Origin of the sequence: Bremerella sp. JC817 (assembly GCF_040718835.1) — a bacterium.
Taxonomy (GTDB): Bacteria; Planctomycetota; Planctomycetia; order Pirellulales; family Pirellulaceae; genus Bremerella.
This window is the reverse complement of the sequence record NZ_JBFEFG010000259.1, coordinates 207730-233026: the sequence shown is the minus strand read 5'-3', so window position 1 is coordinate 233026 and position 25297 is coordinate 207730. Positions and strand designations below refer to the sequence as shown.

General features: G+C 58.0%; 22 protein-coding genes. 11 read left to right on the top strand and 11 right to left on the bottom strand.

Annotation, left to right across the window (positions count from 1 at the left end):
- Positions 1-116: 116 nt before the first annotated feature.
- Positions 117-293 carry a hypothetical protein gene (locus tag AB1L30_RS06050; protein WP_367012533.1) on the bottom strand — a complete coding sequence of 59 codons (177 nt, stop codon included), beginning with the start codon at positions 291-293 and terminating at the stop codon, positions 117-119.
- Positions 294-333: 40 nt separating this feature from the next.
- Positions 334-1224, bottom strand: coding sequence for an alpha/beta hydrolase (locus tag AB1L30_RS06045; protein ID WP_367012532.1), 891 nt, complete (start codon positions 1222-1224; stop codon positions 334-336).
- Between the two features lie 175 nt (positions 1225-1399).
- On the opposite strand from AB1L30_RS06045, the gene AB1L30_RS06040 reads away from it, so the two are divergent.
- Genes AB1L30_RS06040 through AB1L30_RS06025 form a run of 4 tightly spaced genes read left to right on the top strand, consistent with a single transcriptional unit; the run spans position 1400 to position 3832 of the window.
- The gene (locus AB1L30_RS06040; protein WP_367012531.1) at positions 1400-2434 is read left to right on the top strand and encodes a DUF3500 domain-containing protein; all 1035 of its coding nucleotides are present in this window, start codon (positions 1400-1402) and stop codon (positions 2432-2434) included.
- Between the two features lie 37 nt (positions 2435-2471).
- Entirely contained in the window at positions 2472-3053 is a 582-nt protein-coding gene (locus AB1L30_RS06035) for a TIGR00730 family Rossman fold protein (RefSeq protein WP_367012530.1), read from the top strand.
- A 3-nt stretch (positions 3054-3056) separates the two neighbouring features.
- Positions 3057-3635 carry an AAA family ATPase gene (locus AB1L30_RS06030; RefSeq protein ID WP_367012529.1) on the top strand — a complete coding sequence of 193 codons (579 nt, stop codon included), beginning with the start codon at positions 3057-3059 and terminating at the stop codon, positions 3633-3635.
- On the top strand, positions 3632-3832 hold the full coding sequence (locus AB1L30_RS06025; RefSeq protein ID WP_345095716.1) for a hypothetical protein: 201 nt from the start codon (positions 3632-3634) through the stop codon (positions 3830-3832). Before AB1L30_RS06030 ends, AB1L30_RS06025 begins: the two co-directional genes overlap by 4 nt.
- On the opposite strand, the gene AB1L30_RS06020 is transcribed toward AB1L30_RS06025, so the two are convergent.
- The 3 genes from AB1L30_RS06020 to AB1L30_RS06010 form a co-directional block, all read right to left on the bottom strand.
- Entirely contained in the window at positions 3829-6675 is a 2847-nt protein-coding gene (locus tag AB1L30_RS06020; RefSeq protein WP_367012528.1) for an Hsp70 family protein, read from the bottom strand. The genes AB1L30_RS06025 and AB1L30_RS06020 overlap by 4 nt on opposite strands.
- 87 nt (positions 6676-6762) lie before the next feature.
- Complete coding sequence (locus tag AB1L30_RS06015) at positions 6763-8550, bottom strand: Hsp70 family protein (RefSeq protein ID WP_367012526.1); 1788 nt, start codon at positions 8548-8550, stop codon at positions 6763-6765.
- A gap of 3 nt (positions 8551-8553) precedes the next feature.
- Complete coding sequence (locus tag AB1L30_RS06010; protein ID WP_367012525.1) at positions 8554-9090, bottom strand: DUF2760 domain-containing protein; 537 nt, start codon at positions 9088-9090, stop codon at positions 8554-8556.
- Between the two features lie 337 nt (positions 9091-9427).
- Here AB1L30_RS06010 and AB1L30_RS06005 point away from each other — a divergent pair, with 337 nt between their 5' ends.
- The 4 genes from AB1L30_RS06005 (at position 9428) to AB1L30_RS05990 (ending at position 15123) form a co-directional block, all read left to right on the top strand.
- Positions 9428-10906, top strand: coding sequence for an MFS transporter (locus AB1L30_RS06005; protein WP_367012524.1), 1479 nt, complete (start codon positions 9428-9430; stop codon positions 10904-10906).
- Positions 10836-12908 carry an AAA domain-containing protein gene (locus AB1L30_RS06000; RefSeq protein ID WP_367012523.1) on the top strand — a complete coding sequence of 691 codons (2073 nt, stop codon included), beginning with the start codon at positions 10836-10838 and terminating at the stop codon, positions 12906-12908. Before AB1L30_RS06005 ends, AB1L30_RS06000 begins: the two co-directional genes overlap by 71 nt.
- Positions 12909-13063: 155 nt before the next feature.
- Complete coding sequence (locus AB1L30_RS05995; protein ID WP_367012522.1) at positions 13064-14338, top strand: Gfo/Idh/MocA family oxidoreductase; 1275 nt, start codon at positions 13064-13066, stop codon at positions 14336-14338.
- A 116-nt stretch (positions 14339-14454) separates the two neighbouring features.
- Entirely contained in the window at positions 14455-15123 is a 669-nt protein-coding gene (locus AB1L30_RS05990; RefSeq protein ID WP_367012521.1) for an SGNH/GDSL hydrolase family protein, read from the top strand.
- 216 nt (positions 15124-15339) lie between these two features.
- Here the strand turns inward: AB1L30_RS05990 and rpsU are convergent, their stop codons facing one another.
- Together rpsU and AB1L30_RS05980 are read right to left on the bottom strand one after the other, a co-directional pair.
- Positions 15340-15537 carry a 30S ribosomal protein S21 gene (gene rpsU, locus AB1L30_RS05985; protein WP_367012520.1) on the bottom strand — a complete coding sequence of 66 codons (198 nt, stop codon included), beginning with the start codon at positions 15535-15537 and terminating at the stop codon, positions 15340-15342.
- A gap of 262 nt (positions 15538-15799) precedes the next feature.
- Entirely contained in the window at positions 15800-17284 is a 1485-nt protein-coding gene (locus AB1L30_RS05980; RefSeq protein WP_367012519.1) for a deoxyribodipyrimidine photolyase, read from the bottom strand.
- Between the two features lie 217 nt (positions 17285-17501).
- Here AB1L30_RS05980 and AB1L30_RS05975 point away from each other — a divergent pair, with 217 nt between their 5' ends.
- Positions 17502-18611 (top strand): hypothetical protein, encoded by a 1110-nt coding sequence (locus AB1L30_RS05975; protein WP_367012518.1) that lies wholly within the window; start codon positions 17502-17504, stop codon positions 18609-18611.
- 6 nt (positions 18612-18617) lie between these two features.
- On the opposite strand, the gene AB1L30_RS05970 is transcribed toward AB1L30_RS05975, so the two are convergent.
- The 3 genes from AB1L30_RS05970 to AB1L30_RS05960 all read right to left on the bottom strand — a co-directional run bounded on the left by AB1L30_RS05970 (position 18618) and on the right by AB1L30_RS05960 (position 21967).
- Entirely contained in the window at positions 18618-19976 is a 1359-nt protein-coding gene (locus AB1L30_RS05970) for a TIGR01777 family oxidoreductase (protein WP_367012517.1), read from the bottom strand.
- A gap of 170 nt (positions 19977-20146) precedes the next feature.
- The gene (locus tag AB1L30_RS05965) at positions 20147-21154 is read right to left on the bottom strand and encodes an isocitrate/isopropylmalate dehydrogenase family protein (RefSeq protein ID WP_367012516.1); all 1008 of its coding nucleotides are present in this window, start codon (positions 21152-21154) and stop codon (positions 20147-20149) included.
- 318 nt (positions 21155-21472) lie between these two features.
- Positions 21473-21967 carry a histidine phosphatase family protein gene (locus AB1L30_RS05960; protein ID WP_367012515.1) on the bottom strand — a complete coding sequence of 165 codons (495 nt, stop codon included), beginning with the start codon at positions 21965-21967 and terminating at the stop codon, positions 21473-21475.
- A 149-nt stretch (positions 21968-22116) separates the two neighbouring features.
- On the opposite strand from AB1L30_RS05960, the gene AB1L30_RS05955 reads away from it, so the two are divergent.
- Positions 22117-23769 (top strand): Ppx/GppA phosphatase family protein, encoded by a 1653-nt coding sequence (locus AB1L30_RS05955; protein ID WP_367012514.1) that lies wholly within the window; start codon positions 22117-22119, stop codon positions 23767-23769.
- Positions 23770-23771: 2 nt separating this feature from the next.
- Positions 23772-24737 carry a CHAD domain-containing protein gene (locus AB1L30_RS05950; protein WP_367012513.1) on the top strand — a complete coding sequence of 322 codons (966 nt, stop codon included), beginning with the start codon at positions 23772-23774 and terminating at the stop codon, positions 24735-24737.
- Here AB1L30_RS05950 and AB1L30_RS05945 read toward each other — a convergent pair.
- The gene (locus AB1L30_RS05945; protein ID WP_367012512.1) at positions 24706-25272 is read right to left on the bottom strand and encodes an isochorismatase family protein; all 567 of its coding nucleotides are present in this window, start codon (positions 25270-25272) and stop codon (positions 24706-24708) included. The genes AB1L30_RS05950 and AB1L30_RS05945 overlap by 32 nt on opposite strands.
- Positions 25273-25297 lie beyond the last annotated feature (25 nt).

The window sequence follows — 25297 nt, the reverse complement described above, 5'->3', positions numbered from 1 at the left end:
TGCGGACCTGACACCCGGGAACTGCTTGGAGCGAGCTTCACGATCATGTCGCTAACTAAAGTCCGATTCGGGGCGCGGCAAGCCGCCGGCGGTGGCAAATCAGTCAGGTACACGATTCAGTTTCCAGGGAACGAGTCGCTTCGGCCGTCACCATCGTCCGCAAAGCTGCGGGAAACCCAAACCTGTTGGACCGCGTTGGTATCGGCGCACAAAAAAAGATCGACAGGTGCCAGCAGATGTAGAGTCTGCTGGCCACTGTCGATCTCCATGGTGATTTCCAGTAGTAACCGCATGGGAAGCGGCGCGATTAACGCTGCTTCTGGAAGGCTGCGATTACTTCTTGTCGGAAAGCAGGCCGCGAACTTTCAGCCAGTTGTGGGCCAGTTCAGGCCAGGCCGACGTACCGGCGACCGCCTTGCCCAGGCCGATGCCGTGACGGCCCTTTTCAAACACATGCAGTTCCGCGGGCACCTTGTGCTTCACCAAGGCCAGGTAAAACACAATGCTGTTTTGTGGTGGCACGCCGGTGTCTTCGGTGGTGTGGAAGAGGAAGGTCGGTGGGGTTTCCGAAGTGACCTGAAGTTCGCTCGACATCGACTTGGTCAGCTCTTCGTCGGCATCGGCGCCCAGCAGATTCTTCTGCGAACCACGATGGGTGAATGGCTGGTTGAAAGCGATCACCGGGTAGCACAAGATCAGGAAGTCAGGTCGGCAGCTCACGCGTTCGACAGGATCGGCAGCGTCTGGCTTGCCGGCGTCGAAGTGGGTACCAGCCGATGACGCGAGGTGACCACCTGCCGAGAAGCCCATGATGCCGACGCGGTTCGGGTCGATACCATATTCTTCCCAACGTGCCCGGACGGTGCGGATGGCACGCTGTGCATCTTGCAGCGGAGCAGGATGCTGATAGCCACGTCCTGCGTGACGATATTCCAGGATGAAGGCGGCGACGCCAAGATTGTTCCAGAATTCAGCGATCTCGAAACCTTCGTGACCGATCGCCAGGCCGCCGTAGCCACCCCCTGGGCAGACAACGATCGCGCAGCCAGTGTTGATTTCGGAAGCAGGCAGGTAAGCCGTCAGCGTGGGGATGTCGTTCTCGGCGGTACCTTTGGCGCCTGGGGCACCTTCCGGCCACAGAGGACCCTTCTTGCCGTCGGCGGCAAAGGCAGTCAGCGAAGAAAGCAGCAGGACCAGGCAGCCCAGCGACAGGTGTTTCAGCATGATGTTCTCCAGCGAGCTTTAAGGGGGAAAGGAGTCAGTTTGGTGGGAAAAGAGACTTGGCGGGATGCATTTCGCCAGGGCTCATGGTAATTTATATTCTCTGCAAAACCAAAATATCGCAGAATCCCTTTCCCTAAATCCTACCCGCTTGCCCACCCCCGCCAAAGGACTTACCGTGCGAAAAAGTCTGCTTGCTGTCTGTTCGCTAATGCTTGCCCTGGTAACGGTTACCTCGGCTTACACCTATTTTCGTCTGGCCAGCTCCGGCGAAAAGATGACCGCGTCGGCCGGTGCCCTGGTCGAATCTCTCGATGCCGAGCAGCGCAAGACGATGCTCTATCCTTACGAAGCCGAGCAGCGTCTGGGGTGGCACTTCATCCCCAAAGATGAACGCAAAGGCCTGCAGATGAAGTTCATGACTTCGCAGCAGCGCGAAATGACGCATGCATTGTTGAAGTCGGCCTTGAGCCAGGTTGGTTACGACAAGACGACCGGAATCATCTCGCTGGAAGCCTTGCTGAAGCATGTGCAGAAGTCGGGACCGATCCGCGACACCGAACGTTACTACGTCACCATCTTTGGCGAACCCAAAGAAGGGAGCCGTTGGGGCTTGAGCTTTGAAGGACATCACCTTTCGCTGAACTTCGTCGTCGAAGGAGACCAGGTCGTTTCATCGACACCGCAGTTCTTCGCCACCAACCCAGCCGTCGTCAAGCAAAGCGTGCTGGATGGTTACCCAAAGGGCATGGCCGTTCTGCGTGACGAAGAAGCTCTCGGTTTCGAGCTGGCCAACTCGCTTTCCGCGGAACAAAAAGAAGTCGCCGTGATCGCCGACAAGTGCCCTTCCGAAATTCGTAACGCCGGCGAACCTCATCCTCCGCTGACCGCTCCGGAAGGAATCGCCTATGGCAAGTTGACCGCCGATCAGCAAGCGACGCTGAAGAAGCTGATCGATGTCTATGTTTCGGCGATGCCAGCCGACGTGGCAGCTAAGCGTTACGCCGATCTGGAAGCGGCCGGTTGGAACAACATTCACTTCGCCTGGGCTGGCGGTTACAAGGATGGGATTCCCCATTACTATCGCGTTCAGGGAAAAACGTTTTTAATTGAGTTCGTCAACGCACAACCAGATGTCTCTGGCAATCCGGCGAACCATATCCACTGCGTGTGGCGTGACATGCGAGGCGACTTCGCTTTGGAAGCGAAGTAAGAACTCGCCGGGCGCCCACGAACGAATGGCACCCAGCATGAAAAACTTATGTGTATTTTGCGGGTCGGCCTCTGGTAGCCGACCCGTTTTCGTTGAGGTCGCGCAGCAACTTGGGCGACTGCTGGCCGAGCAGAACATTCACCTGGTATATGGTGGCGGCAAGGTCGGAATCATGGGCGCGATCGCCGATGCGGCCTTGGCTGCTGGCGGCGAGGTAACTGGTGTGATCCCAGGGGCCCTGGTCGATCGCGAGCTGGCCCATCACGACGTGACCAACCTGATCGTGGTCGACTCGATGCATCAGCGAAAAGCCAAGATGGCCGACCTGGCCGATGGCTTTCTCGCCTTACCAGGCGGCTATGGCACGCTGGAAGAGTTGTTCGAGGTGATCACCTGGGCTCAGCTAGGCTTCCACACCAAACCATGCGGCCTGCTGAATGTCGACGGCTTCTTCGATCCCCTGCTAACCATGCTGGACGAAGCGACCGACGAAGGCTTCATGTCGGAAGAAAACCGCCAGCTCCTGCTAACCTCGCACGATCCCGCTGAAGTCCTGCGACTGCTCACCGAAGCCCATCCCCACCAGAAAACCCGCTGGATCGATCGCTCGGAGACATGAGCTATGGAACCAACGCTGTACGTTATCGCTGGGCCCAACGGTGCCGGAAAGACGACATTTGCTACGAGATATTTGCCAACGTACGCTGACTGTCAGATATTCCTGAATGCCGATTTGATCGCATTGGACTTATCGCATGAAGAGCCCGAATCCCAGAATTATAAAGCTGCTCGTCTTATGCTTCAGCAGTTTGATTCGCTAGTCGCTCAGAGTGCGACCTTTAGCATTGAGACTACGCTATCGGGACGCAACTATTTACGACGATTCAAGCAGCTGATGGATCGTGGTTATACAATTGAAATTTCGTTTCTTTGGCTTCCTGATGAAGAGATTGCCGTCAGCCGTGTAAGGAATCGGGTCCGCCAAGGAGGACACAACATTCCAGAGCCAGATATCCGGCGTAGATACAAGGCAGGCCTCCGCAATTTCTTTCGGGAATATGGATCGATTGTCTCCAGCTTTGGAATCTATAATTCAATAGAATACCCACCGGAGCTAATTGCTAAGTCGGTAAATGGCCTCCTCACAGTCAAAGAACCGGAACTGTTTGCGAAGGCTACAAGACAAGGAGCAACGTTGTGATTGACAGTCGAGGCGATAACACCGAAAAGGCATTGGCTGCATTTCGAGAAGCGATGCTCGATGTGTACGAAACTTGCCGTCGGACGAAGACGCCGCTGATCACGCAGATTGATGGCGAGGTTCGCGAGATACCTTACGATCAAATCGAAATGTTCATCGACATCGAGGCGCTCAGAAATCCGCAAGATCCCTCTTAACGCATCAGCACCAAACCGGTTGGCAGGCTTTCGCCGAAGATTTGTGATTGCTCTTCTTCGTCGAGTTGGCCTCCTTCGCGGACGATGCGAACCCAGTGCTCTGGGGCCTGATTCGACTGGAGCCACTGAGCGGCTTCGGTACGGACCTTCTCTGGAAGATCGCGGTAGCGGTCATCGGTGCGGCGGGCCAACTGCATGACCGCCAACAAGTCGGCGCGATCGCTGGTCTTCTGACGGTAGATCGCATCAAGCCATTGCCCGGCGATCTCTTTTGGGACTAGCGTATTGAGCGGGCCATACACCGGCACCCGCGTTCCCAACCGGCCAATCGCCCACGCCATCGCTCCTCGGGCCGGTTCCAGCTTCTTCTTGCCGAGTAGGTCGACCAGCATCCGCCCGATCTCGGTCTTCTCTTGTGCCCCCAGCAGTTCAAGGCTGCCCAAAAGTCGCCAGGCTTCGATCGCTTGTTGCGGGGTGAAGGTGGTCGACGCGTTGCCGCCTCCGCCGCCACTATTCATGCGTTTATGCATCGCCCGGGTCGCTACCAGCAGCGGCTCGGCCAAGGCAAGCTGTTGCCCGCGATTCAATCCGCCGGCGATTCTTCGCCACAAGATCAATGACTGATTTCGGCAGTTGTCGTCGTTATGAACCACTTTGCCTTGCAGCAGTTTCCAAGTCTCGGAAACACGCCAGTCGTCCAGTGCTAAGCCGTACCCAGGTCGAAGGCAGTATCCGGCAAGGTTCAGCCAACGCGACTCGTGCGTGGGGCCCTTCGTGCGACCTGTTTCCAGGTCCATCAGTTGTTCCCACATCCGCCGCAGCAGCGAAGTCGGCCATGCGTCGCGAGGCATTTCGAGTGCCGCGTCCAGATCTTTCATCAACGGCTGGGGCTTGCGGGGGGCGCTGGCCGCGAAGGTTTCTTCCAGCAGCGTTTCGGCCCCGTTCCACTGCGATTCGTCGAGCATCCCTTCCGCTTCTTTGGCCGATTGATGGGCCGCGATGTCGGTTTGCGTGGCACTACGGATGTCGAATTGAAGTCGCCACTTGCGATCGGTTCCGACTTCCGCACACCAAAGCTCGATCGTGCCGATCTCGGTCAGCCGGGCATGCAGATGAACCGGAATGGTTTCCGCCTCGGCGCGACGACGGGCACGCAGCACCGTGCGAATGGGAGGGAGCGATTTGATTTGCTGCGGATCGATCGGCACCAGTTGCCCTGGCGTGTCGATCAAGCGTGTACTTGAGACAAACAGCGGGAACTCGACTGGCTCGGAGACGCGAAGCTGAAACGTCTGATTGAGATCGATTTCTTGACCGGGTTCCGTCGTCGCCGGCAGAAGGCACATTGCTTCGGGCGACTCGCCACCACCTACACCGATGTAATAGGTTCGTGCGAGATTGGCTGTGATTTTGACGCCAGTCCCACGACGGACTTGTCCGTAATAGGCTGCCCCACGGGCCACCGCCAGGTCGAGATGTTGATTCTCGAGCAAGATCGGTTTCCAGCCAGGATCTTGCGAAGCAAACCAGCCGGTCAGCACGTCTAGCAGACGCTGCTTCAAAACGGGGGACTCGAAGAACCCGCCATTGAGCAGCACCAGGTCAGGCCGAACGGCTCCGCTGGCGTGGCGATGTTCTGGTTCGATCACCTCATGATGGGTTCGCAGGAAGTAGGCCAGCCAGCGCGTGATCGCGGCATCAGGGGCATACGGCAGGCCAAACTCCTGAAAGCCTGAGGTCCGCGTCTGCGGTGTTTCGTTGAGGCCACACTCCGGCAGAAAGCCTTCGGCTAGAACCTGGTGAACTTCGGCCTGGGTGACTTCGCACTGCAGAGCCCCACCGATCAGTTTCGATCCCAATGCCGGCAGGCTAACCGTTTGCGAAGCAGGTGCCTCGGGACCGAGGAAAGTCTCTTTTATCTGGCGGCAACGCCGGACGAGAATCGACCAGCGATCGGCCGGGAGCTTTTCGTTCGGCGAGAGCTTTTGTTCGAGGTAGTGTGCCAGAGCGAGGTCGAGGTTGTCGCCCCCCAGGATCAAATGTTCGCCGACGGCGACGCGATGAAACTGGACCAGGTTCTCTTCGCCGGCCCGGGCACGGATCAGCGTGAAGTCGCTGGTACCGCCACCGATGTCGCAGACCAGGATCGTCTGGCCTGGCTCGACTTGCTGTTGCCAACTATCGGAATGCTTGGCGAGCCAGTCGTAGAACGCGGCTTGTGGTTCTTCGATCAGCACCACACGCTTGAGGCCAGCCTGCTTCGCTGCTTCAACCGTCAGCTCGCGAGCGATCTCGTCGAACGAGGCAGGCAGCGTCAGGACGATGTCTTGCTTTTCGAGCGGTTCGCTCTTGTGGGCATGATTCCAGGCCGCTCGAACATGCTTCAGATACCGGCTACTCACTTCGACCGGCGAAAGCTTGTCGACATCGGCGGTGCCATGCCAAGGGAGCAATGCCGCGGTTCGATCGACACCGGAGTGGGAAAGCCAGCTTTTCGCCGAGTTGATCATGCGTCCGGGGACGCTCGTTCCATGATCGCGGGCAAACGTGCCGACCATGTTCGACTCGTCCGATTTGCTCCACGGCAGCTTCAACGCATCGGTCGCGAATTCGCCGCTGGCGGCCTGATAGTGAAACGACGGCAGCGTGGTCCGCGCTTCGATCTGCCCAGGGGCGATGACCTGGGGAACGAGGAAGGTCTCGATCGCGGCGTCTGGCTTGTGGGTATCAAGAAACGTGACGGCCGAATTGGTCGTGCCGAGGTCGATGCCCACGAGATAGCGACTGGGGAGTTCCTCCAGATCGCCTGTTGTGGCGGCGGAGGTGGCTTGAACGATAGACATGATGGGTTGGTTTCTCAACGCCCCTCTCCCGCGATGGAGAGGGGACAGCAAGCGAGGCGATTTCCGAAGGCTCGCGGAGGAGAAGGACTAGTCTTCTTGGCGGACGTTGAACTCCAGCTTCCAGCGACCATCGGTCTTGGTACTGACGCACCACAGTTCCAGCATTCCAAGTTCGGTCACCTTGGAATGGAACGTTACCGGCACGTAGGGCTCGTTGATCTTGTCGTCACGCGGCAGTGCGGCTTCCATGCTGTCGGTTTCGCTGATCTCTGCTTCGTCCCAGCGAGTCACCATCTGCCCGGGCTGGTCCTCTTTGCGAACCGGCGACGAGAAGAAACGGAACTTGGTCGTCTCGCCCACCACCAGGCCGACTTCCGCGCTGGGGACGTCCGTTTCAGTACCTTCTTCCATGCCGATCGGCACTACGTTCAGCAGGTGGAGCGGACGTGGGGCGCCGGGGATTGCCAGGCCGGAAGTTTGAATGCCGACGTAGTAGGCCTGAGCGGTGCCACCACGGATGCGGATGCCACCCTTCTCTTTCGCCCAGCCATAGAAGGTCGCACCGCGTGCGACGGCGTAGTCGAGATCGTGGGTCCCTTCCAATCGCTTCGGCGGCCCGTCGGTCTGCCACGAGCCGATCGTTTCCATCAAGCGGTCCTGGAACGGTTGGCTCTTGAACACGCCCCCGTTGAACAGCACATGCGTTGGCTGGATCGCGCTGCCGGTTTTCTCGGCATGAACGGCCAGAAACTCGGCCAGATGCCGTGTGATGGCAGGATCCGATTCAAACGGCAAGCCAAGTTCCTGGAAGCCTGAGACAAACCCACGCTGCGGTTTATCGGTTCCGGAGCACTGCGGGAAGAAGCCTTCCAGCAGCATCTGCTTGATCGGTTCTCGTTCGACATCGACCGAAACGGTCTTGGCGATCAGCTTGCTTCCTCGGCCCAGGATGCTGACCGGGTGCTTCTCGGGACCTTCGTCGCTGAGCAGTTGTTCTTTGGCGGCTCGGCAGGAATGCCACAGCGAGACCGACTGCCACGGATCGAGCGTGACGTTCTTCTCTTTGAACAGTTCCGACACGTGGAAGGCCAGCGTCAGGTCCATGTTGTCGCCGCCGACCAGCAAGTGATTGCCGACCGCCATCCGTTTGAGGACCAGTTCGCCGTGCTCTTCTTCGACGGTGATCAGCGTCAGGTCGGTGGTACCACCACCGACGTCGCAGACCAGCAGCTTGTCGCCAACCTTCAGCACCTTACGCCACTGGTCTCCCATGTGACCCAGCCACGAGTAGACCGCGGCCTGCGGTTCTTCGAGCAACGTGAACGCGTCAGGCAGACCGGCGCCGACGGCTGCTTCGCGCGTCAGTTCGCGGGCGCTGGCATCGAACGACGCCGGAACCGTTAGCACGACTGCTTGTTGGGCCAACGGATGTTCTGGATGGGCATCGTTCCAGGCCGCTACAAGGTGTTGTAAGTAGCGCCGCGAGGCTTCGACGGGCGAAACCTTGCCGACTTCTTCCGGGGCGTTCCAAGGCAAGATTGGGCCTTGTCGGTCGACCTTATGATGCGAAAGCCAGCTCTTCGCCCCGCCGACCGTTCGATCAGGCGTTTCGGCCGACTGACGTCGCGCCCACTCGCCGGCGGCATAGTTCTGTTGATCGGTCCAAGGGAGTCCGAGCTTGCCACCTTCCTGATCGGCCTCGGTGGCGAGGTACAGAAACGATGGAAGCGACTTACGGTTTTCGAGCGTGCTCGGGGCGACTAGTTGCGGAATCTCGAGCAACTCGACGACTGGCGATTCCGCTTCCAGGTCAGAGTACGCAACGACGCTATTGGTGGTGCCGAGGTCGATCCCGACGACATATTTCGCGGTCATCGATTACACCTCCACTTCGGCCGGGTTGAGAACCTGGGCCTGGGCCAGCGTACCGTTGAACTTGGGCAGGTCGCACTTCGTTGCTTTCCAGCCGCGATGCACCAGGGTGCCGCCGGCAGGCTTATCGTTCTGCACGTTGCCGACCAGGCGGATCTCGTTGGCGTCGATCGAAGCAGGCAGGTCGATACGCCCCCCCTCCTCTTCACTGCGGACCGGTTCGATGCCGAACATGCGATTCAAGGTTGCCTTGGTATCGCGCTGCACATCGCGGACGGCCGCGCCGATCTGGGCGTCTTCGTATTCCGAGAGATCTTCCTGAAAGAGATCGAGGAAGCGCGCTTCACGCTGCAGTGTGGTCAGCAAGACCAACGCGTCGATCCCTTCGGGACGCTGAGGCTTCTCAGGCTTGGGTTTGGCCGGGACCGGTGGCGGGGTCGGCTTTTCTTCGGGAGCTGGCAGCGATAGCTTCTCGGCTCGCTGGGCGACTTCCGGATTGAACAGGATTTGGAAAAACAGCTTGAACGCTAAACCGATTCGCATTCACTTCACGCTTGGTTGAGTTGGCTATTGAAGGCATGCCAGCGAAAAAAGTCGCTCTCGGCATGGTTTTCGATCGTTACGCTGGCACCCGGCAGGGTGTCTGCAACGTTCCAAAGTATCGGTAACGGCCAGTGGTTGCAATTGGCCCCATCAGGTCGGCAGAGATGCCACTGCTATCTGGCTCTACGGGTAGGGATGCCGATGCTAGAAAATACGGTGAACCGTTTGCCCATTAGATGTTTCCTAGCCAAGGAGCCGTTGATAGTATATGACTCCGCGCAGCGGTACGATTCGCCGCGCAACGCTCACCAGGAACAGATTCAGGCAACTCGCTACCATGGCCACCGACGCCGCCTCGATCGAGGCAGCTTCTTTGCGACACGACCCGTTAGTGCGGGCAACACCATTCTTCTATGGCTGGGTCATGCTGGGAGTCGCGATGCTGACGCAGTATTGCACCAGCCCTGGTCAGACATACGGGGTCGCTCTGTTTAATAAACATATCGCCACCACCCTGGCGACGACGGCCTTCCTGCAGGAGCATCCTGGTCAGGAAGTGGTGCTGACCAAAGACCTGATCAACCAGGAAATTGTCACCGTCACCACTGCCTACCTTTGGGGAACCATCCTGGCTGCCTTTCCGGTGCCCTGGATCGGAGCACTCGCCGATAAGTGGGGACTCCGCAAGACGGTGACGCTGGTGATCGTCTTGTTCGGACTGGCGTGCATGTTGATGTCGCAGGTCCAAGACTTTTATTCGCTGTTCATTGCCTTTCTGGCGATCCGCACGTTGGGGCAAGGCTCGCTGACGCTTCTGGCGACCAACACGGCCGACATGTGGTTCCAGCGCAAGCTTGGTTTCGCCAATGGAATTCGGAACCTGTCGGCGCCGATCGCCTTTGGTACGTTCCCGATCATCACGATTGCCTTGATCAACTGGCTGGGGTGGCAACATGCCTACTTCGCCCTGGGGATCGGGATCTGGGTGGTGATGTTCCCGGTTTTGGTGTTTGTCTTCCGAAACCATCCGGAAGAGATCGGCCAATTGCCCGACGGCGAGAAACGAATTCCACGGAAAGAAGGAGAAGCCGAGCCCATCAGACCAGGCTTCCTGCTGCCTCAGTTGAGTCTGGGCGATGCCCTGCAAACGCGGGCCTTCTGGATCGTGCTTTCGTTCATGACGATGTGGGGCATGATCGGCACCGCGCTGATGTTTATGGTGGTGCCTTACGTCGAGAGCCGCGGTTTGACCGAAGAAGACACGCAGGTCATCTTCTGGACGATGGCGGTCAGCATGGCGTGCTGTCAGTTTTTGGGTGGCATCCTGGCCGACTACTTCAAGCTGCATTACTTGCTGGTGATTGGCTCGATGCTGCTGGGGGTCGGAGTGTTGGTCTATATGTCGATCGACTCGGTGATGATGGCAGGCGTTTATGGTCTGACGTTTGGGATCGCCCAAGGGGTTGCGTCGGCTGGGTCGAACTCGCTGCTGGCTCGTTATTACGGACGAGCCCACCTGGGCAAGATCAAGGGCTTCCAGATGATGACCATCGTCGCGGGGAGTGCCGCGGGTCCGTACCTGCTGAGCAAGAGCAAGGAAGTTTTCGGGGCCTATGACTATGCCTTGTGGATGTTTGCTACGATGTTGGTGGTTCAAGGCGTCGCATGCTTCTTCGCGACCCCGCCGGCCGCACGTAGCGAAGTGGCGGAACCGACACCGCATTCCCATCTACCCAACGTAAAACATGGCACGGCTCCATTTGCGGGGTCTTCCTCCGGGGACCAACCGCAACCAGTTGTTCAAGCTGCTGATTGAGCAGGCAGACGTACCCGGTAAAGAAATCGGCGCGATCGATCTGATCCGCCGCCAGGCCACGGTGCAGTTGGCGGAAGATCGAGCGAAGCGAGCCGTCAAGACGCTTCGCGAAAACCTGCCGGAAGTCGACGTCTTCTACGAGCCTGACAAGATCGAATGGCCGCCGCTGTTCGAGAAGTTTCGTGGCTGGATGCAACTCGAGCAGAAAGAAGAAGCTCAGCGTCTCGCGGAAGGTCATGCCAGCGAAGGCTCGCTCAAAGGGCTTCGTCTGCACGAGCAATGGTCTGCCCTGGCCGGCCGCGTGATCTGCCAGTTTCGCCCCAAGACTCAAGGGGCCCCGCTGCCGCCGCATCGCTTCCGGACCGGTTCGCCTGTCTTGCTGCAAGATGTCGAACAGAATCAGGTTCGCGGCTTGGTCGCTGGCGTGCGCGAAGGTTCGATCGAGGTTGTCACGCAGGACTTCCTGGAGAACGACGACGATCCATTCCAGATCATCCCCAGCGACGACGAAGTCACACGGCGCCGCATGGAGTTCGCTTTGAAGCGGGCCGCCAGCGCGACGGGCAATCGCCTGGCCGAGCTGCGCGATGTGTTGCTCGGAGAGGCCGCGCCAAGCTTTGATTCATCGGCCGCGATGCCAGAACGTCCGCGGGCATTGAATGATTCGCAGTGGGATGCGGTACAGAACGCTCTGGCAGCGAACGACGTCGCCATCATCCATGGCCCGCCAGGCACCGGAAAGACGGTCACGCTGGCGCATTTGATTCGCCAACTGGTCGACCGGGGCGAGAAAGTCCTGGCGTGTGCCCCCAGCAACCTGGCGGTCGACAACTTGATGCTGCGGCTGCTGGCTCACGGCGTGAAGGCGGTGCGTCTTGGGCATCCCGCGCGAGTCTCAGAGAAGTTGCACGATGCCACGCTCGACTATCTGGCCCGGTCGCATCCCGACGCCAAGTTGGCCGACAAGTTGATTCGTGATGGACAAGCTCGGCTGCGAAGTGCTGGACGCTATACTCGCGCCAAACCAGCCCCTGGCGAACGGGCCGCGCTGCGCGACGAAGCTCGCGGCATGTTCGACGATGCCCAGCGCATCCAGCGTCAAACGCTCGATCAGATTCTTTCCGGCGCCGATGTCTTGTGCGTTACGCTGACCGGCGTCGACGACGACTTGCTGGCTGGCCGACAGTTCTCGACCGTGGTGATCGACGAAGCTTGTCAGGCCGTCGAACCTGCCTGCTGGATTCCGCTGGCACGCGCCGACAAGGTGATCTTAGCAGGCGACCATTGCCAATTGCCCCCCACGATCTTGTCGCAGCAAGCCGCTTCGGAAGGCTTCGCAGAAAGCATGCAGGAACGGATCGTGCGGCAGGTGCCAGCCACCGCGCGGCTGCTGGCTCGTCAGTACCGGATGCATGGCACGATCATGCAGTTTAGCAGCGACGAGTTTTACGAAGGGCAACTGGAAGCGGACGACTCGGTCGCCGAGCATGACTTGCAGCCGATGCTAAGCGACGCCGTGTACCTCGACCCCAAGCCGTGGCAGTTCTATGACACTGCCGGGGCCGACTTCCAGGAAGAGGAAGATGAGACCAGTTCGAGCCGGCTGAACGATGCTGAGGCCCGGTTTGTGGCTCGCAAAGCTCAGCAGTTGATCGAGGCCGGGATCGCCCCAGCAGACATCTCGGTGATCTCGCCCTATGCCGCCCAGGTGCAGCGACTGCGGAACTTGTTGCCGGCCGGGGTCGAAGCCGACACGGTCGACGGTTTCCAAGGCCGCGAGAACGAAGCGGTGCTGATCTCGCTCGTGCGGTCCAATACGTCGGGAGAAATCGGATTTTTGCTAGACACTCGGCGAATGAATGTCGCTTTGACGCGGGCTCGCCGCAAGCTGATTGTGTTGGGAGATAGCTCGACGATCGGCGGTAACTCCTTTTATGAACGGTTCTTGCAATACACCGAGCTGATCGACGGCTATCACAGTGTATGGGAAGAAATGGAATAATCCAGTAAGTGAGACTTACGGGGGTTTTCTTTGACTTTGCGCGGCAATAGATTTCAGGTAAGATAAGAAGTTTGCCATCTGGCCTGAAATCCCCTACCGCACATCTACAGACTTGCCAATTTCCCATCTGGGTTTGGAATCGAAGAGGAACGTTAATGAGTTCGAATCGCAACGTCTCGCGACGTCAGTTCTTGAAGACAACTACTGCAGCGGCTGGTTTGATGGCTGCTCCGATGTTCATCCCTGCGTCCGCCTTCGGAGCGAATGAACGTATTCTGACCGGTCACATCGGTGTCGGCGGCATGGGACGTGGTAACCTTGGCAAGTTCCTCGACAAGGCAGTCGCTGTGTGCGATGTCGACAGCAAGCATGCCCAGGCCGCGGCCAAGACCGTGCTGGATAAGAAGAACCGCGAAGTCGAAATCTACGGCGACTACCGCAAAGTTCTCGACCGCAAAGATATCGACGCCGTCGTCGTCAGCACGCCCGATCACTGGCACGCATTGACCACCATTCATGCCTGCGAAGCCGGCAAAGACGTTTACTGCGAAAAGCCACTCTCGCTGACGATCAACGAAGGTCGCAAGATGGTCGAAGCGGCTCGCTCGAACAAGCGAATCGTGCAGACCGGTTCGATGCAGCGTTCGGCCGCCAACTTCCGTCATGCGTGCGAACTGGTTCGCAACGGCTACATCGGCAAGGTTCATACCGTGCACGTCGGTCTGGCCAACACCAACGATCCTGGCAAGTTGCCAGCCGATAGCGACGCCCCGTCGAACTTGGACTACGACTTCTGGCTCGGCCCAGCGAAGGTACGTCCTTACAACGAAAAGCGTGTCCACTACAACTTCCGCTTCTGGTGGGATTACTCGGGCGGTCAGATGACCAACTGGGGTGCTCACCACATCGATATCGCCCACTGGGGGCTGGGCAAAGACGATAGCGGCCCGCTGTCGGTTGAAGCGACCGAAGTGAAGTTCCACCCAGAAATGGCCCACGAAGTGCCTGAAGCTTGCCGTATCACCTACGACTACGGCGATGGCGTGAAGATGATCGTCGGTCAGGGCCAGAAGGATATCCAGATGGGTACTCGTTTCATCGGCGACAAGGGCGAGATTTACGTCAACCGTGGCGTCTTCAAGGCATCGGACGAAGGCCTGCAGTCGTTGAAGCTGAAGGATTCGGACATCCGTCTGATCGAAAGCAACAATCATCACCAGAACTTCCTGGACTGCATGGCTTCGCGTGAGCTGCCGATCTGCGATGTCGAAGTCGGTCACCGCACCGCAACCGCTTGCCATCTGGGCAACATCTCGTGCCGTTTGGGCCGCAAGATTGCCTGGGATCCCGTTTCGGAAAAGATCTCCGGCGACGCCGAAGCAGCCGAAATGACCCACCGCGCTCATCGTGCCCCTTACGTTCTGGGCTAGTTCGCGGCGAATTTGAGAATTCTGAAAGGCGGGGTCAGTCGATCCCGCCTTTCTTTTTGCCTATACTGAAATACCTCGCCACAACGCTCCTTCATCCCCTTCGGAGAATCCCTCTCATGATTCGTTCTCTGCTTTGTTTTTCACTCGTGGCACTGTTCGCAACGATGACCTATGCCGACGACAGCGTGCCGGCCAGTATTGCTCGTTGGCAGAAAGAGATGGACAAGTTCGCCGCGGCGGACGCCAAGACCCCTGTGAAGCCAGGCGGCATCGTGTTTGTCGGTAGCAGCTCGATCCGCATGTGGGACCTCGAAAAGTCGTTCCCCAAGATGGATGCTGTGAACCGTGGCTTTGGTGGTTCGCGTCTGGAAGATTCGGTCTACTACGCCGATAAGATCGTCCTCCCTTACAAGCCAAGCACCGTCGTGGTTTACGCTGGCGACAACGACATCGCCGCCAACTATACGCCAGAGCAGATCCTGGAAGACTTCCAAGAGTTCGTCACTAAGGTCCATGGCGAGCTGCCAGAAACGAAGATCTTGTATATCGCCGTGAAGCCAAGTTTGAAGCGTTGGAACATGATCAACGAAGTTCGCAAGACAAACGAGCTGATCGCCGCGCAGTGTGCCAAGACCGACAACTGCGAATTCATCGACATCGACGCCCCAATGCTGGGTAAAGATGGCAAGCCGCGTGCCGAGCTGTTTAAGAACGATGGCCTGCACATAACCGACGCTGGCTACGAAATCTGGGCCGAAGCCCTCGAGCCGCATCTGAAGAAGTAAACGCGGTCAACCCGCCAACGGTGCCATGGTCACGGCTATGCGTGACCATGTCTGGCTGGGCGGAAGTGGCCGGTCGGATCGCGTCCCGCCGGCCTCGATCGGTCAGAAAAGCATCTGGCCAGATAACATCAATAAACGAAAAAACGCCCAGCGGTTTGCTTGGGCGTTTTTTGTAAGTGAGTTGGCTTGTTCAGCCGGTCGCTCGCAGATGGGCGACTACTCTTGAACCAGAAGGCGTTCCTTCATGGAGCGGCGTTCGGCACGCAGACGGGCTCGACGCTTCAGGTCGCTCGGCTTTTCGTAATACTTGCGACGACGCATTTCCTTTTTCAGGCCGCTACGCATGACCAGCTTACCAAACCGACGAACTGCTTCTTGAATCGATTCCCTGTCGCGAACGAGTACCTTAACCATTGGTTACCTAAAGATTTCCTTTTGACTTGATAGTCCGACAAACCCAGCCCAGGTTGCCGGTAAAATGTTGGGTATGGGAAACACGTACCTATAACGGTCGTGCTTGACCTCAAAGGCAAACAAGTAATATACCGCCGGAGCAAGCACCGCATCTAGTCCATTTAGGAAAAATCGCCCCCCGAAGACGGATTCTTGGGTGAAGTTTGGCCAAAATAGGCGAAATGCGAAGAATTCGGGCCGGTTTTATGCCCTAATCCATCTTTCACTCGAACAGTTTGCCTCCGGCGTACTCCCGTAAGTACCCCTTCAAATCAAGCTTTCTCAGGGCACTATCGCTGGTCATGTAGCGGATCTTGCCGAAGATCTCCCGCTCCGGACCCCAGGCCCGGTCGTATCGACCAAGGACCCAGAAGATGCCGCTGTAGCTGTTCGGGTTCCGCCCATCGAGCGCGTACTTGTTGTTCAAGTGGATCATAATCTGGGCAGCATATTGGGGGGTATTGGTCCAGTGGAGGATCTTCTTGCCCCAGAGCATCCGCAAGTAATTATGGATCCGCCCGTCACGGACCAGTTGTCTCTGAGAAGCGTTCCAGAGGTCGTCGTGCGTTTGGGCTTTCTCGAACTGCTCCATGGTATAGACGAACTCGCGCGGATCGTCTTTGTGTTCTTCCAGCGTTTTCTGGGCCCACTCCGGGAGCGAGTTGTATTGGTCGTAGTCGTCTCGCAGGTGACACATGTTGTAGCCCAGCTCTCGCCAGGTGAGGACCTCGTCGATGAACGCCTCGGCACCGGGGCTCATGTTCCACCAGTCATCCCTCGAGCCGGTCACTTTCTTCGAGACCTGGCTGGGTTCCCACTTCTCTTGCTGGATTAACTCGCGAAAGACCTCGTGGACTGAGATATGGCCGAAGTGCAGGTATGGGGAAAGCTGGCTGACGCATTCGCTCTCGACGTCGTTGCGTTCTTCGGCATAGCGGGAAAGGCCATGCTTCAAAAACCACCCAAGCTGTTTGCCGGCCGCCTTCGCGCCCCCTTCGGTTTCGACCGGCGGAACATCGTGATCGATTGGTAGACGGGCGATAAAGTCGGCGGGATCGGCCAGGGTTTTTTCGTCGATCGCTGGCCATTTCTGTTCGATCTCGGCAATCAACTTCCGATCGGCCGCCGGGAAAGACTTCTTAGCGAGCGGATTGGCGTTTGGCGTGACTTCCAGGTGAGGTAGGAGTTCTTTCTGCAGGAACCGACGGAAACTGAAGGCACGCGTGAATTCTTTCTCGGTGGCACGCAGCGGCAGCAGACCATTGCTGTCGATCGCTTCCAGTTTGCATTTCAGCTTCTTACCGACTGCTTTCACCATGCGTGGCAAAAAGAAGCACGGGAACTCGTCGGTCACCACCACCGAGGCGTCGCCACCCAAGGCTTCCATCAGCCCTTTGGCCGCATTCGGTTTTGGCTCGACGTAAGGATAGTAGATGACCGGTGCATCTTTCAGGGCCTGTTGGTTGTCGCGCATCCCTTGCAGAACGAACGTATGCAAGCGATCACTAGCCCACTCGTAGCCTACCCGCAACGCCTCGAAAATCACCAGAGGTTGGCCGAGCTTGTCGGCCCACCACGCTGCCCGCTGCATGGCAAAGTTGTACTCGGTTCGCCGGTTGGCGATCATCCAATACAGAACGTATTTGCCATCGGCAACCTCTGCGCCATTGATGTCGTTGATTCGCAGATTCCAAAGGTCGGCAGACAAAGGGAGAGTCCTTGTTCACGGGGCAACATCCAAGAACCGTATTGAACCGTACCTTTCGCTTCCGCTTAACATGCCTCTCGCCGAACCGGCAGGGAAGTTGCGAAAAAAGGGTGGATTTGCCAGTAAGTGGGTGGTAACCTGCCGACACTCGCGAACGAACGTTTTCGCCATTTCACCGTCGTTGGGCAACTTGGATAGGACGTCGGAGGTACGCACGATGTGGCTTTTTCTCGAGATCGTCGCCGGGTTCTTCGTTGCATTTATCTTGCTGGTGATCGTGCTTTTCCTGCTGATCCGCTGGAAGTATTGGTCGTTTCTGCAAATGCTGCTCCGCAACATGGCCGACGGACAAGCAGGCCAGGTTCCTCCTTTTCGTTTGAAGCTGGTCGAGGTCACCAACTACGAAGAAGACTGGGTCGGCGAGGCGGAACTCCCTCAGTTTGAAAAGCTGACCGCCGAGTGGGAGAAGCTCGGTTTCCAACGCTGGGCCGACTACTCGACCGAAGAGATCATGACGCATCTGCGGGTCTTGTCTCACGAAGCGACCGGTTCGCTGGCAGTCGTTTATTGCCATCCCGTGGCGAAAGTCTGGTGCGACGTTTCGCGGCGATATGAGGATGGAACGTCGTGGACTTACACCACCATCTCATATCACGGACTCGATCTTTATCCGCCGGCTCACATGAAGTTTCTTCCCCAGACCAGCCCATCGGAGTTGTGGGAGCGATTTCAACAGGATGCCCCGGAAGAGCATGTCGTGCGTAGCAAGCGGGAAGACTTTCCGCAGCGATTCGAGAACGCTTACGCCGCGGAAATGGATTGGCGGATCGAACGTGGTGGGCCGACCGAGGATGAGATCTTACGGGCAGCGAGCCTGGAAGGAGTCGAACGCACCGATGCCGAGATTCGTCAGATCCGATCACGCTGGCGAATTGCGATCGCCCAGTTCTTCAGTGATCGCGTGTTGAAGAACTATCGCAACGAGGCGGAACTCAACGCGTTCCAGTGGGACTTCCTCCAGAACCATGGTGTGGTGATCCACGAACGGATGCAGGCGGAAGATTTGCTGCAGCTTTACGACGAAGACTATTACCCAGACGTGTTCGACGAAGAGAACGATGCCGAAGATCAACGCGATCGAAAACGCTGGAACGAACGGCTCAAGCAGCTGGAAGGTGCGATGCGGCAAAGCCCGCCGCAGAAGGTCTTCCACGATTTGATCGAAGTGGAAGCGGACGGCAAGTCGAACGTGAAATGGGAATACCAGGCCTCGGTCGTCCAGCCCGTGGCGGCCGATATCTGGGTCCGTACGTACGAGGACGACTAGACGCGGTTATTGTCGCCCCAGCAGCTTTCGCAGGCAGCGTTCCAGGTTCGGATCGCGGAAGGAATACGAGGTCGATTCCAGCACCTTCGGTTCCATGCGGCAACTGGAAAGCAGCATCTCGTCCGCCATTTCACCCAGTGCTAACTTCGCTGCGAAGGCGGGCACCGGCAGGATCGTCGGTCGCGAAAGGACCGAGCCCAGCACTTTGGTGAACTCGAGGTTCGTCATCGCTTTCGGAGCGGTCAAGTTCACCGGACCATGGATCGTTTCGTTCATCATGATGTGATGCAGAGCGCCGATCACATCGTCGAGCGAGATCCAGCTCCACCACTGTTTTCCGTCCCCAATCTTCCCGCCGACACCCAGCTTGAACGGCGTCAGCATTTGCTTGAGGGCGCCACCCTTCGGGCTGAGGACGATCCCCAGGCGAGCATGGGCCACGCGAATGCCGGCCTGGCAAGCGGGATCGGCCGAGGCTTCCCATTCCTGGCAAACATCCGCCAGAAAGCCATCTCCGGGCGGTGATGATTCGGTCAGGATTTCGTCGCCGCGATCGCCATAGAATCCCATGGCTGACGCACAGACCAAAACCTTGGGTGGTGTTTGCAGGCCAGCGAGGGTCTTCGCCAGAAGCGTGGTCCCATCGACACGGGAGCGACGAATCGCTTCCTTCTTTTTGTCGGTCCAGCGTCCGACCACGCTTTCACCGGCGAGGTGAATCACCGCATCGATTCCTTCCAGGGCCGCCGCGTCGATCTGCTGTTTTTTGATGTCCCACTGGATGGTGTTTTCGCCCGCTGATCGCGAGATCGAAACGACTTCGTGCCCTCCGGTCGTCAGGAAGGGAGCGAGTTGCGAACCGACCAAGCCGCTGGCACCGGTGATGGCAATCTTCATGGGCGAGCGTTCCTGGTAGCGGGCATGGGCTATTAAGTCGTGCGTGGTGGTATCGTGGCGGTAGCGAAACATCTGCACAAGCATCTGCTCGACGGTCGACTTGCCGAGCCGCTGGCCGAGCGATCCACCGGGGATGCGGTAGTCGACCTGATCTTCCAGCACGCAGTTCCCTTCGTCGTCAGTTCGGAACCGGTGCGTATGTTCCCAACGCGAAAAGGGACCGGAAACTTGCAGGTCGCGGAAATAGTCGTTCGGGTGAAGCTCAGTATGTTCGGCAACCCACCGCAGCGGTAATCCGCCAAGGGACATTCGCAGGACCACCCGGGAGCCTGGGTCGATCGAATCGCTCCGCTGTTCGATCTGGACATTTTCCCATGGAGGCAGCAACCGATCGAGTGCCCCGGGCCGTTGATGCCAATGGAACGCCATCGGAACGGAAACAGGAATTTTGCTGCGAAACGTAAACATGGTCCATTCTTCAACAAAGGAGAATCGCCTTCTGCTTCAGAATAGACCGCTCAATCGAGGGCCCCATAACAGGCCGATTTTAGCCCGCGGTGACCCGAATATGCAAAAAGCCCCAGGCAGTCTGCTTGGGGCTTTCCGTGAAATTATCTCGATTGCAGCCAATGGGCCGCTTAACTGGCACCCAGCTCGGCGATGATGGCGTCGCAGAACTGACTGGTCGTGGCCGAGCCCTTCATGTCGCCGGTCAGCGTTTTGCCTTCTTCCAGCACGCTGAACAGGGCGGACTCGATTTGGTTGGCAGCGGCTGTTTCGCCCATGTGCTTCAGCATCATGGTCGAACTCAGCAGCAGTGCGGTTGGGTTGGCCAGGCCCTTGCCGGCGATGTCGGGGGCGGTTCCGTGAACGGCCTCGAATACGGCGGCATCGGTGCCGAGGTTACCACTTGGGGTGACGCCCAAGCCGCCAACCAGGCCGCTGGCCAGGTCGGACAGAATGTCGCCGAACAGGTTTTCCATCACCAGCACGTCGAATTGGTGCGGGTTCATGACCATCTTCATGGCAGCGGCGTCGACGATGCAGTCGTCGTACTGAATGTCTGGATAATCCTTGGCAACATCGTTGCAGGTATCCAGGAACAGCCCGTCGCTCAGCTTCAGGATGTTGGCCTTGTGGATACAAGTCACTTTCTTGCGGCCCAGGCTCCGAGCGGTCTCGAAGGCGAACTTGGCGATGCGGCGCGAACCGACTTCGGTGATCACACGCAAGCTTTCGACCACGCCTGGGATGACCGTGTGTTCCAGACCGCTGTAAAGCCCTTCGGTATTCTCGCGAACGACGATCAAGTCGACGTCATCGAACGGAGCTGGAACCCCCTTCAGCGTACGCGCCGGGCGATAATTGGCGTAGAGCTGCAGTTCTTTTCGCAGGGCAACGTTCACGCTGCGAAAGCCCTTGCCGCTGGCGGTCGCCAAAGGCCCCTTGAGCGCGACCTTGGTCTGCCGAATGTTATCGAGCGTCTCTTGAGGCAGAGGGTCGCCATACTTTTCGAAGGCACTCAGGCCAGCCTGGCAGGGAACCCATTGAATGTCGACACCGGCAGCTTTCACGACCTCTTGCACGACTGTCGTGATTTCAGGACCGATACCATCGCCTGAGAGAAGACAAACCTGGTGGGACATGAACGAACTTCCTCTAAGTTGTGATCTACGAATCGACGTGATCCCGGCCACCTATCTGAGTGGGCCGGTGGGGCGATACACCGTCTTAAGCGGCGGATATTTCCCAATTTAGGCATCTCCGTTCCTGGGGAAAGGAGGGCCTTGCTGGAAGTCGCACCGCCAAATGTCGAGCACAAACGGAAAGTGAGCAGCACAGCGCCGCAAAGCTGTCTGTTGCGGCAGAGGCCCTACCCTTGCACACGATGCCCGGAAAACTGCCGTCCGAGAAAAAAACCTTGGGCATGTTGCGCCATCCCACCTGTAGGGGAAGTGATTGGCCTACGAATCAAGTCCTTTGGGGCGCAAGATATCGACAAAACGCCAAGTGGCATCCATGGTGAACAGGATTTCCCAGTTGTCGGCAACAATCTCAAATAACGCAGCGTTGGCGGTTGTCATCCGCTGGTTTTGATTCGACAATTGATGAACCGCTAATTCCCAACCTGGGTTGTGCCCGATGACTAATGAGGTGCCACAGTCTGGGGGAAGCGTTTCCACGACCTCTTGAATGTCGGGAAGCGAGCCAAGATACAACGACTTCGAGGAGACCACCTTGCGAACTTCGGGAAAGTGGCTTGCCATTAGCTCCCAGGTTTGCGTGGTTCGCAGTGCGGCCGAGTGGATCACCACGTCGGGGGACCAACCTCGCTGGGCGAGTGCCTCCGCAATGCGAGGTGCGTCGCGCAATCCACGACCATTCAAAGGGCGATCAAAATCGGCAACATCATCTTCCCAAGAACTCTTGGCGTGCCGCATCAGGATCAATCGTTTCATCGGTGGTCTCTTTCAAATGGTTCGCAGCGGATGCCCAGCCAGGCGGCTGGTCGAAGGGGCTCGCGGAAATCTGCCTTGGATATTGTGCCGACTCCGCACCCTGGTGGGTATCGGACGGGACAAACTTTTGCTGGAAGGATGGCGACAACATGACCCAACACGCGCCTGAATCTACGACAGACGGAACTGATGCCAACGTCGCCGCTTCGCCCGATGGTGGCGAAGACCAGGCTCGCTGCGCGGCGATCGACATCGGTTCCAACAGCATGCGGCTGGTTGTCTCCCAGGTCTTGTCGGGGCTCGACTATCGCATCCTCGACGAAGAACGAGAATCGACCCGGCTGGCCCACAGCCTGGCAGTCAATGGCCAGCTCGATCCGCAAGCCATCGAAGATTCGCTGGCAGCGCTGCGTCGATTCAAGAAGATCGCGGAAGGCTTCGGCGTCCACGATATTCGGACCATCGCGACCTGCGCCGTGCGCGAAGCCTCGAACGGTGCCGAGTTCTGCCAGCGTGCCAAAGACGAAGCCGGAATTGATATTGAAGTCATCTCGGCCGACATGGAAGGTCAGCTCGCCTTCCGCAGCGTTGCCCAGGCCTTTGATGTGCGCGACATGAATGTCGCCATCGCCGATATTGGCGGCGGTAGCACCGAAATTGTGTTCGCGTGTGGTGGACACATTGAAGAGATCGTCCCGACCAAGCTCGGCTGTGTGCGTGTCACGGAACAGTACGGCATCAATGACGAACTCTTCACCACCCCCGACAGTTTCAAGCGGCTGATCGCCGGTATCGACCGCGACCTGAAGCCCCTGCTGAAGAAGCGACCTTTTGTTCCGCAGGTACTGTTTGGTACCGGTGGAACTTTCACCACGCTGGCCAGCATCTTGATGATGCAGCGCGGCGAGGTGGGACAGATGGAATGGGGCTATCGCATTCATCGAGCCGACGTCAGTCACACGCTTGATACGCTTAGCAAGATGACCCTCAAGCAGCGGAAAGCGCTACCAGGGCTGAGCACCGACCGGGCCGACATCATTGTGGCCGGGATCGCGATCATCGACCGGCTGATGCACCGGATGGACGTCAACACGCTGCGAATCCACGACCGTGGTATTCGGGACGGGCTGATGCTGACGATGATCGAGGACATGCGTCCCGATTCGCCTGAGAAAACAGCCGCCGAAGAGCAGCAGCGACAACAGGCGATGGAAACGTTCGCGCGGAGTTGCGGGGTCGACATGGTCCATACGCAACATGTCGCCAACCTGGCGGTCAGCTTGTTCCGGCAAATGACGCCGATGTTCGATCTCCGCGAAACGGACGACGACACCATCTATGCTTCGGCCATGCTGCAAGATGTCGGCTATCTGATCAACTACGAAAAGCACCACAAGCATAGCTACAGCCTGATTCTCAACAGCCAGTTGCCCGGTTTCTCGCGGCATGCGTTGGAAATTGTGGCCAACGTGGCGCGGTACCATCGAGGCGCGAACCCGAAGAAGAAGCATGGTAACTTCACCCGTTTGAGCGAATCGGATCAGACCCGTGTGAAGCAGCTTGCCGCGATTCTACGCGTGGCCGGCGCGCTTGATCGCAGCCATCGCCAGCAGGTCTCGCGGGTGGAAGTGACCCGTCAGCCAGACCATGTGTTCGTTTCGATCGAAGCCACGGGCGACCCGGAAGTCGATTTGTGGGCAGCCCGGTCGCGGACGGAGTTGTTCTGCAAGGCCTTTAACACCGACATCCGTTTCGGTCTTCGTCGACCTGCCAACGGTACCGTGTCGAGCACAGCGAGCTAGTCATGGGGAAAGTCGACAAATGGCTGGGTGAGGCTGGCCACGATCAACCGATTTCGGAAGTGGCACGCGCGGCGATTGCGACCCGCTCGGAGCGGATGCTCGAGTACCTTCCCCTGGCGGCCAACCGCTGGAAGGAAGATGTCGAGTACGTTCATCATCTGCGAACCTGGTCACGGCGGACTCAATCGACGCTGCAACTGTTCGCTTCGCTGTTGCCACTCAAACGAACGGCCGAAGTTCGTAAAGTCACGCAGAAGTTGCGAAAGGCCGCCGGCAATCCACGCGACCTCGATGTCTTCATGAAGCGAATTCGCAAGGCGAAGTTCGAGATCGGCGATGACGACAAACGAGAAGTGCTGACCTTTCTGCAAAAGCTTCGCAAGGACGCCCAGCCCAAGTTGGTGGATGTCGCCAAGTGGGCCAAATCGGAAGGGATTGCCAAGAAGTTCAAGGGGGTCGTCAAGCGAACTCGTTGGCGCGAAGTGGCCGACGAAGAAACGCTCGCTCAGATTGCTCCGACGCTGTTGGAACCACTGGTGGTACGCTTCTTTCATTTCGCCCAACAGCTCAGCGAATCGCCGGAGTCGCTGCATCAGATGCGGATCGAAGGCAAAAAGACCCGTTACGCGTTGGAACTGGTCGAGAGCGGTTTTCCGGAAGTCTTCCGTAACGAGCTGTACCCGGCATTCGAAGAAGTGCAGTCGAAGCTAGGCGTGATCAACGATCATCACACGGCGATCGAAAAGATCGAACGCTGGAAGGCCGAGACGTCGACGAAGAAGTTTCCCGACTTCCTCTCGCGGTTGGTCGATCACGAGAGAGTCCAATACCAAGAGAAAGCCAACGCTTTCTGCGAGTGGTGGACCCACCAGCGATCGGAAGAGCTGAAGCAGCACTTCGATCATTACCTGGGCGGATTGCCTTGGTCGGCTGAGACTAAGGCCCTTCTTCGCGAACCAACTGGCTGATCTGCTTGAACTCCGGCGTGCCAGCCACGCGGCACCATTCAAACAGGGCGGCTTCGACGGTGGTGAGCGTCACGCCGCTCGATTCCATCCGTCGTAATGCGATTCGCTTGTCTTTGCGGAAACGTGCACTGACGGCATCGACCGCCAGAAAGACTTCGTAGCCCAATGCCACCAGGTCGAGCGCCGTCTGTTGTACGCAGACGTGGGCTTCGATCCCGCAGATCAGCACCTTCGGACGTTCGAGCTGTTGCAATTGGCTGGCGACGGCATCGCACGCGCTGAAGTGTAACTTGTCAGGCATCTCGCCCAATTTCTCGGCCAGCGGAGCGACCGTAGCACCAAGTCCCTTGCGGTACTGCTCGGTACCCAAAGCAGGCACACCGAGGATGCCGGCACCATCGATCAAACGCCGGACGTTCCACAAAACCTTCTCCGAACTGTCGACTAGCGGAACAAGTTTTTCTTGCATATCGATGACCAGCAAAACGGTGTTCAGCGGAGTCATCAGCAGTGGATTTATAATCGGTTCAGGCATGATTGCGTGTTCAATCTGGGGATCA

Coding starts and splice junctions, on each gene's coding strand:
- AB1L30_RS05955 (WP_367012514.1), top strand. CDS start 22,117: ATGACCCAACACGCGCCTGAATCTACGACAGACGGAACTGATGCCAAC.
- AB1L30_RS05990 (WP_367012521.1), top strand. CDS start 14,455: ATGATTCGTTCTCTGCTTTGTTTTTCACTCGTGGCACTGTTCGCAACG.
- AB1L30_RS05950 (WP_367012513.1), top strand. CDS start 23,772: ATGGGGAAAGTCGACAAATGGCTGGGTGAGGCTGGCCACGATCAACCG.
- AB1L30_RS05975 (WP_367012518.1), top strand. CDS start 17,502: ATGTGGCTTTTTCTCGAGATCGTCGCCGGGTTCTTCGTTGCATTTATC.
- AB1L30_RS05970 (WP_367012517.1), bottom strand. CDS start 19,976: ATGTTTACGTTTCGCAGCAAAATTCCTGTTTCCGTTCCGATGGCGTTC.
- AB1L30_RS06050 (WP_367012533.1), bottom strand. CDS start 293: ATGCGGTTACTACTGGAAATCACCATGGAGATCGACAGTGGCCAGCAG.
- AB1L30_RS05945 (WP_367012512.1), bottom strand. CDS start 25,272: ATGCCTGAACCGATTATAAATCCACTGCTGATGACTCCGCTGAACACC.
- AB1L30_RS05965 (WP_367012516.1), bottom strand. CDS start 21,154: ATGTCCCACCAGGTTTGTCTTCTCTCAGGCGATGGTATCGGTCCTGAA.
- AB1L30_RS06030 (WP_367012529.1), top strand. CDS start 3,057: ATGGAACCAACGCTGTACGTTATCGCTGGGCCCAACGGTGCCGGAAAG.
- AB1L30_RS05960 (WP_367012515.1), bottom strand. CDS start 21,967: ATGAAACGATTGATCCTGATGCGGCACGCCAAGAGTTCTTGGGAAGAT.
- AB1L30_RS06045 (WP_367012532.1), bottom strand. CDS start 1,224: ATGCTGAAACACCTGTCGCTGGGCTGCCTGGTCCTGCTGCTTTCTTCG.
- AB1L30_RS06010 (WP_367012525.1), bottom strand. CDS start 9,090: ATGCGAATCGGTTTAGCGTTCAAGCTGTTTTTCCAAATCCTGTTCAAT.
- AB1L30_RS06015 (WP_367012526.1), bottom strand. CDS start 8,550: ATGACCGCGAAATATGTCGTCGGGATCGACCTCGGCACCACCAATAGC.
- AB1L30_RS06020 (WP_367012528.1), bottom strand. CDS start 6,675: ATGTCTATCGTTCAAGCCACCTCCGCCGCCACAACAGGCGATCTGGAG.
- AB1L30_RS05995 (WP_367012522.1), top strand. CDS start 13,064: ATGAGTTCGAATCGCAACGTCTCGCGACGTCAGTTCTTGAAGACAACT.
- AB1L30_RS06005 (WP_367012524.1), top strand. CDS start 9,428: ATGGCCACCGACGCCGCCTCGATCGAGGCAGCTTCTTTGCGACACGAC.
- AB1L30_RS06000 (WP_367012523.1), top strand. CDS start 10,836: ATGGCACGGCTCCATTTGCGGGGTCTTCCTCCGGGGACCAACCGCAAC.
- AB1L30_RS06035 (WP_367012530.1), top strand. CDS start 2,472: ATGAAAAACTTATGTGTATTTTGCGGGTCGGCCTCTGGTAGCCGACCC.
- rpsU (WP_367012520.1), bottom strand. CDS start 15,537: ATGGTTAAGGTACTCGTTCGCGACAGGGAATCGATTCAAGAAGCAGTT.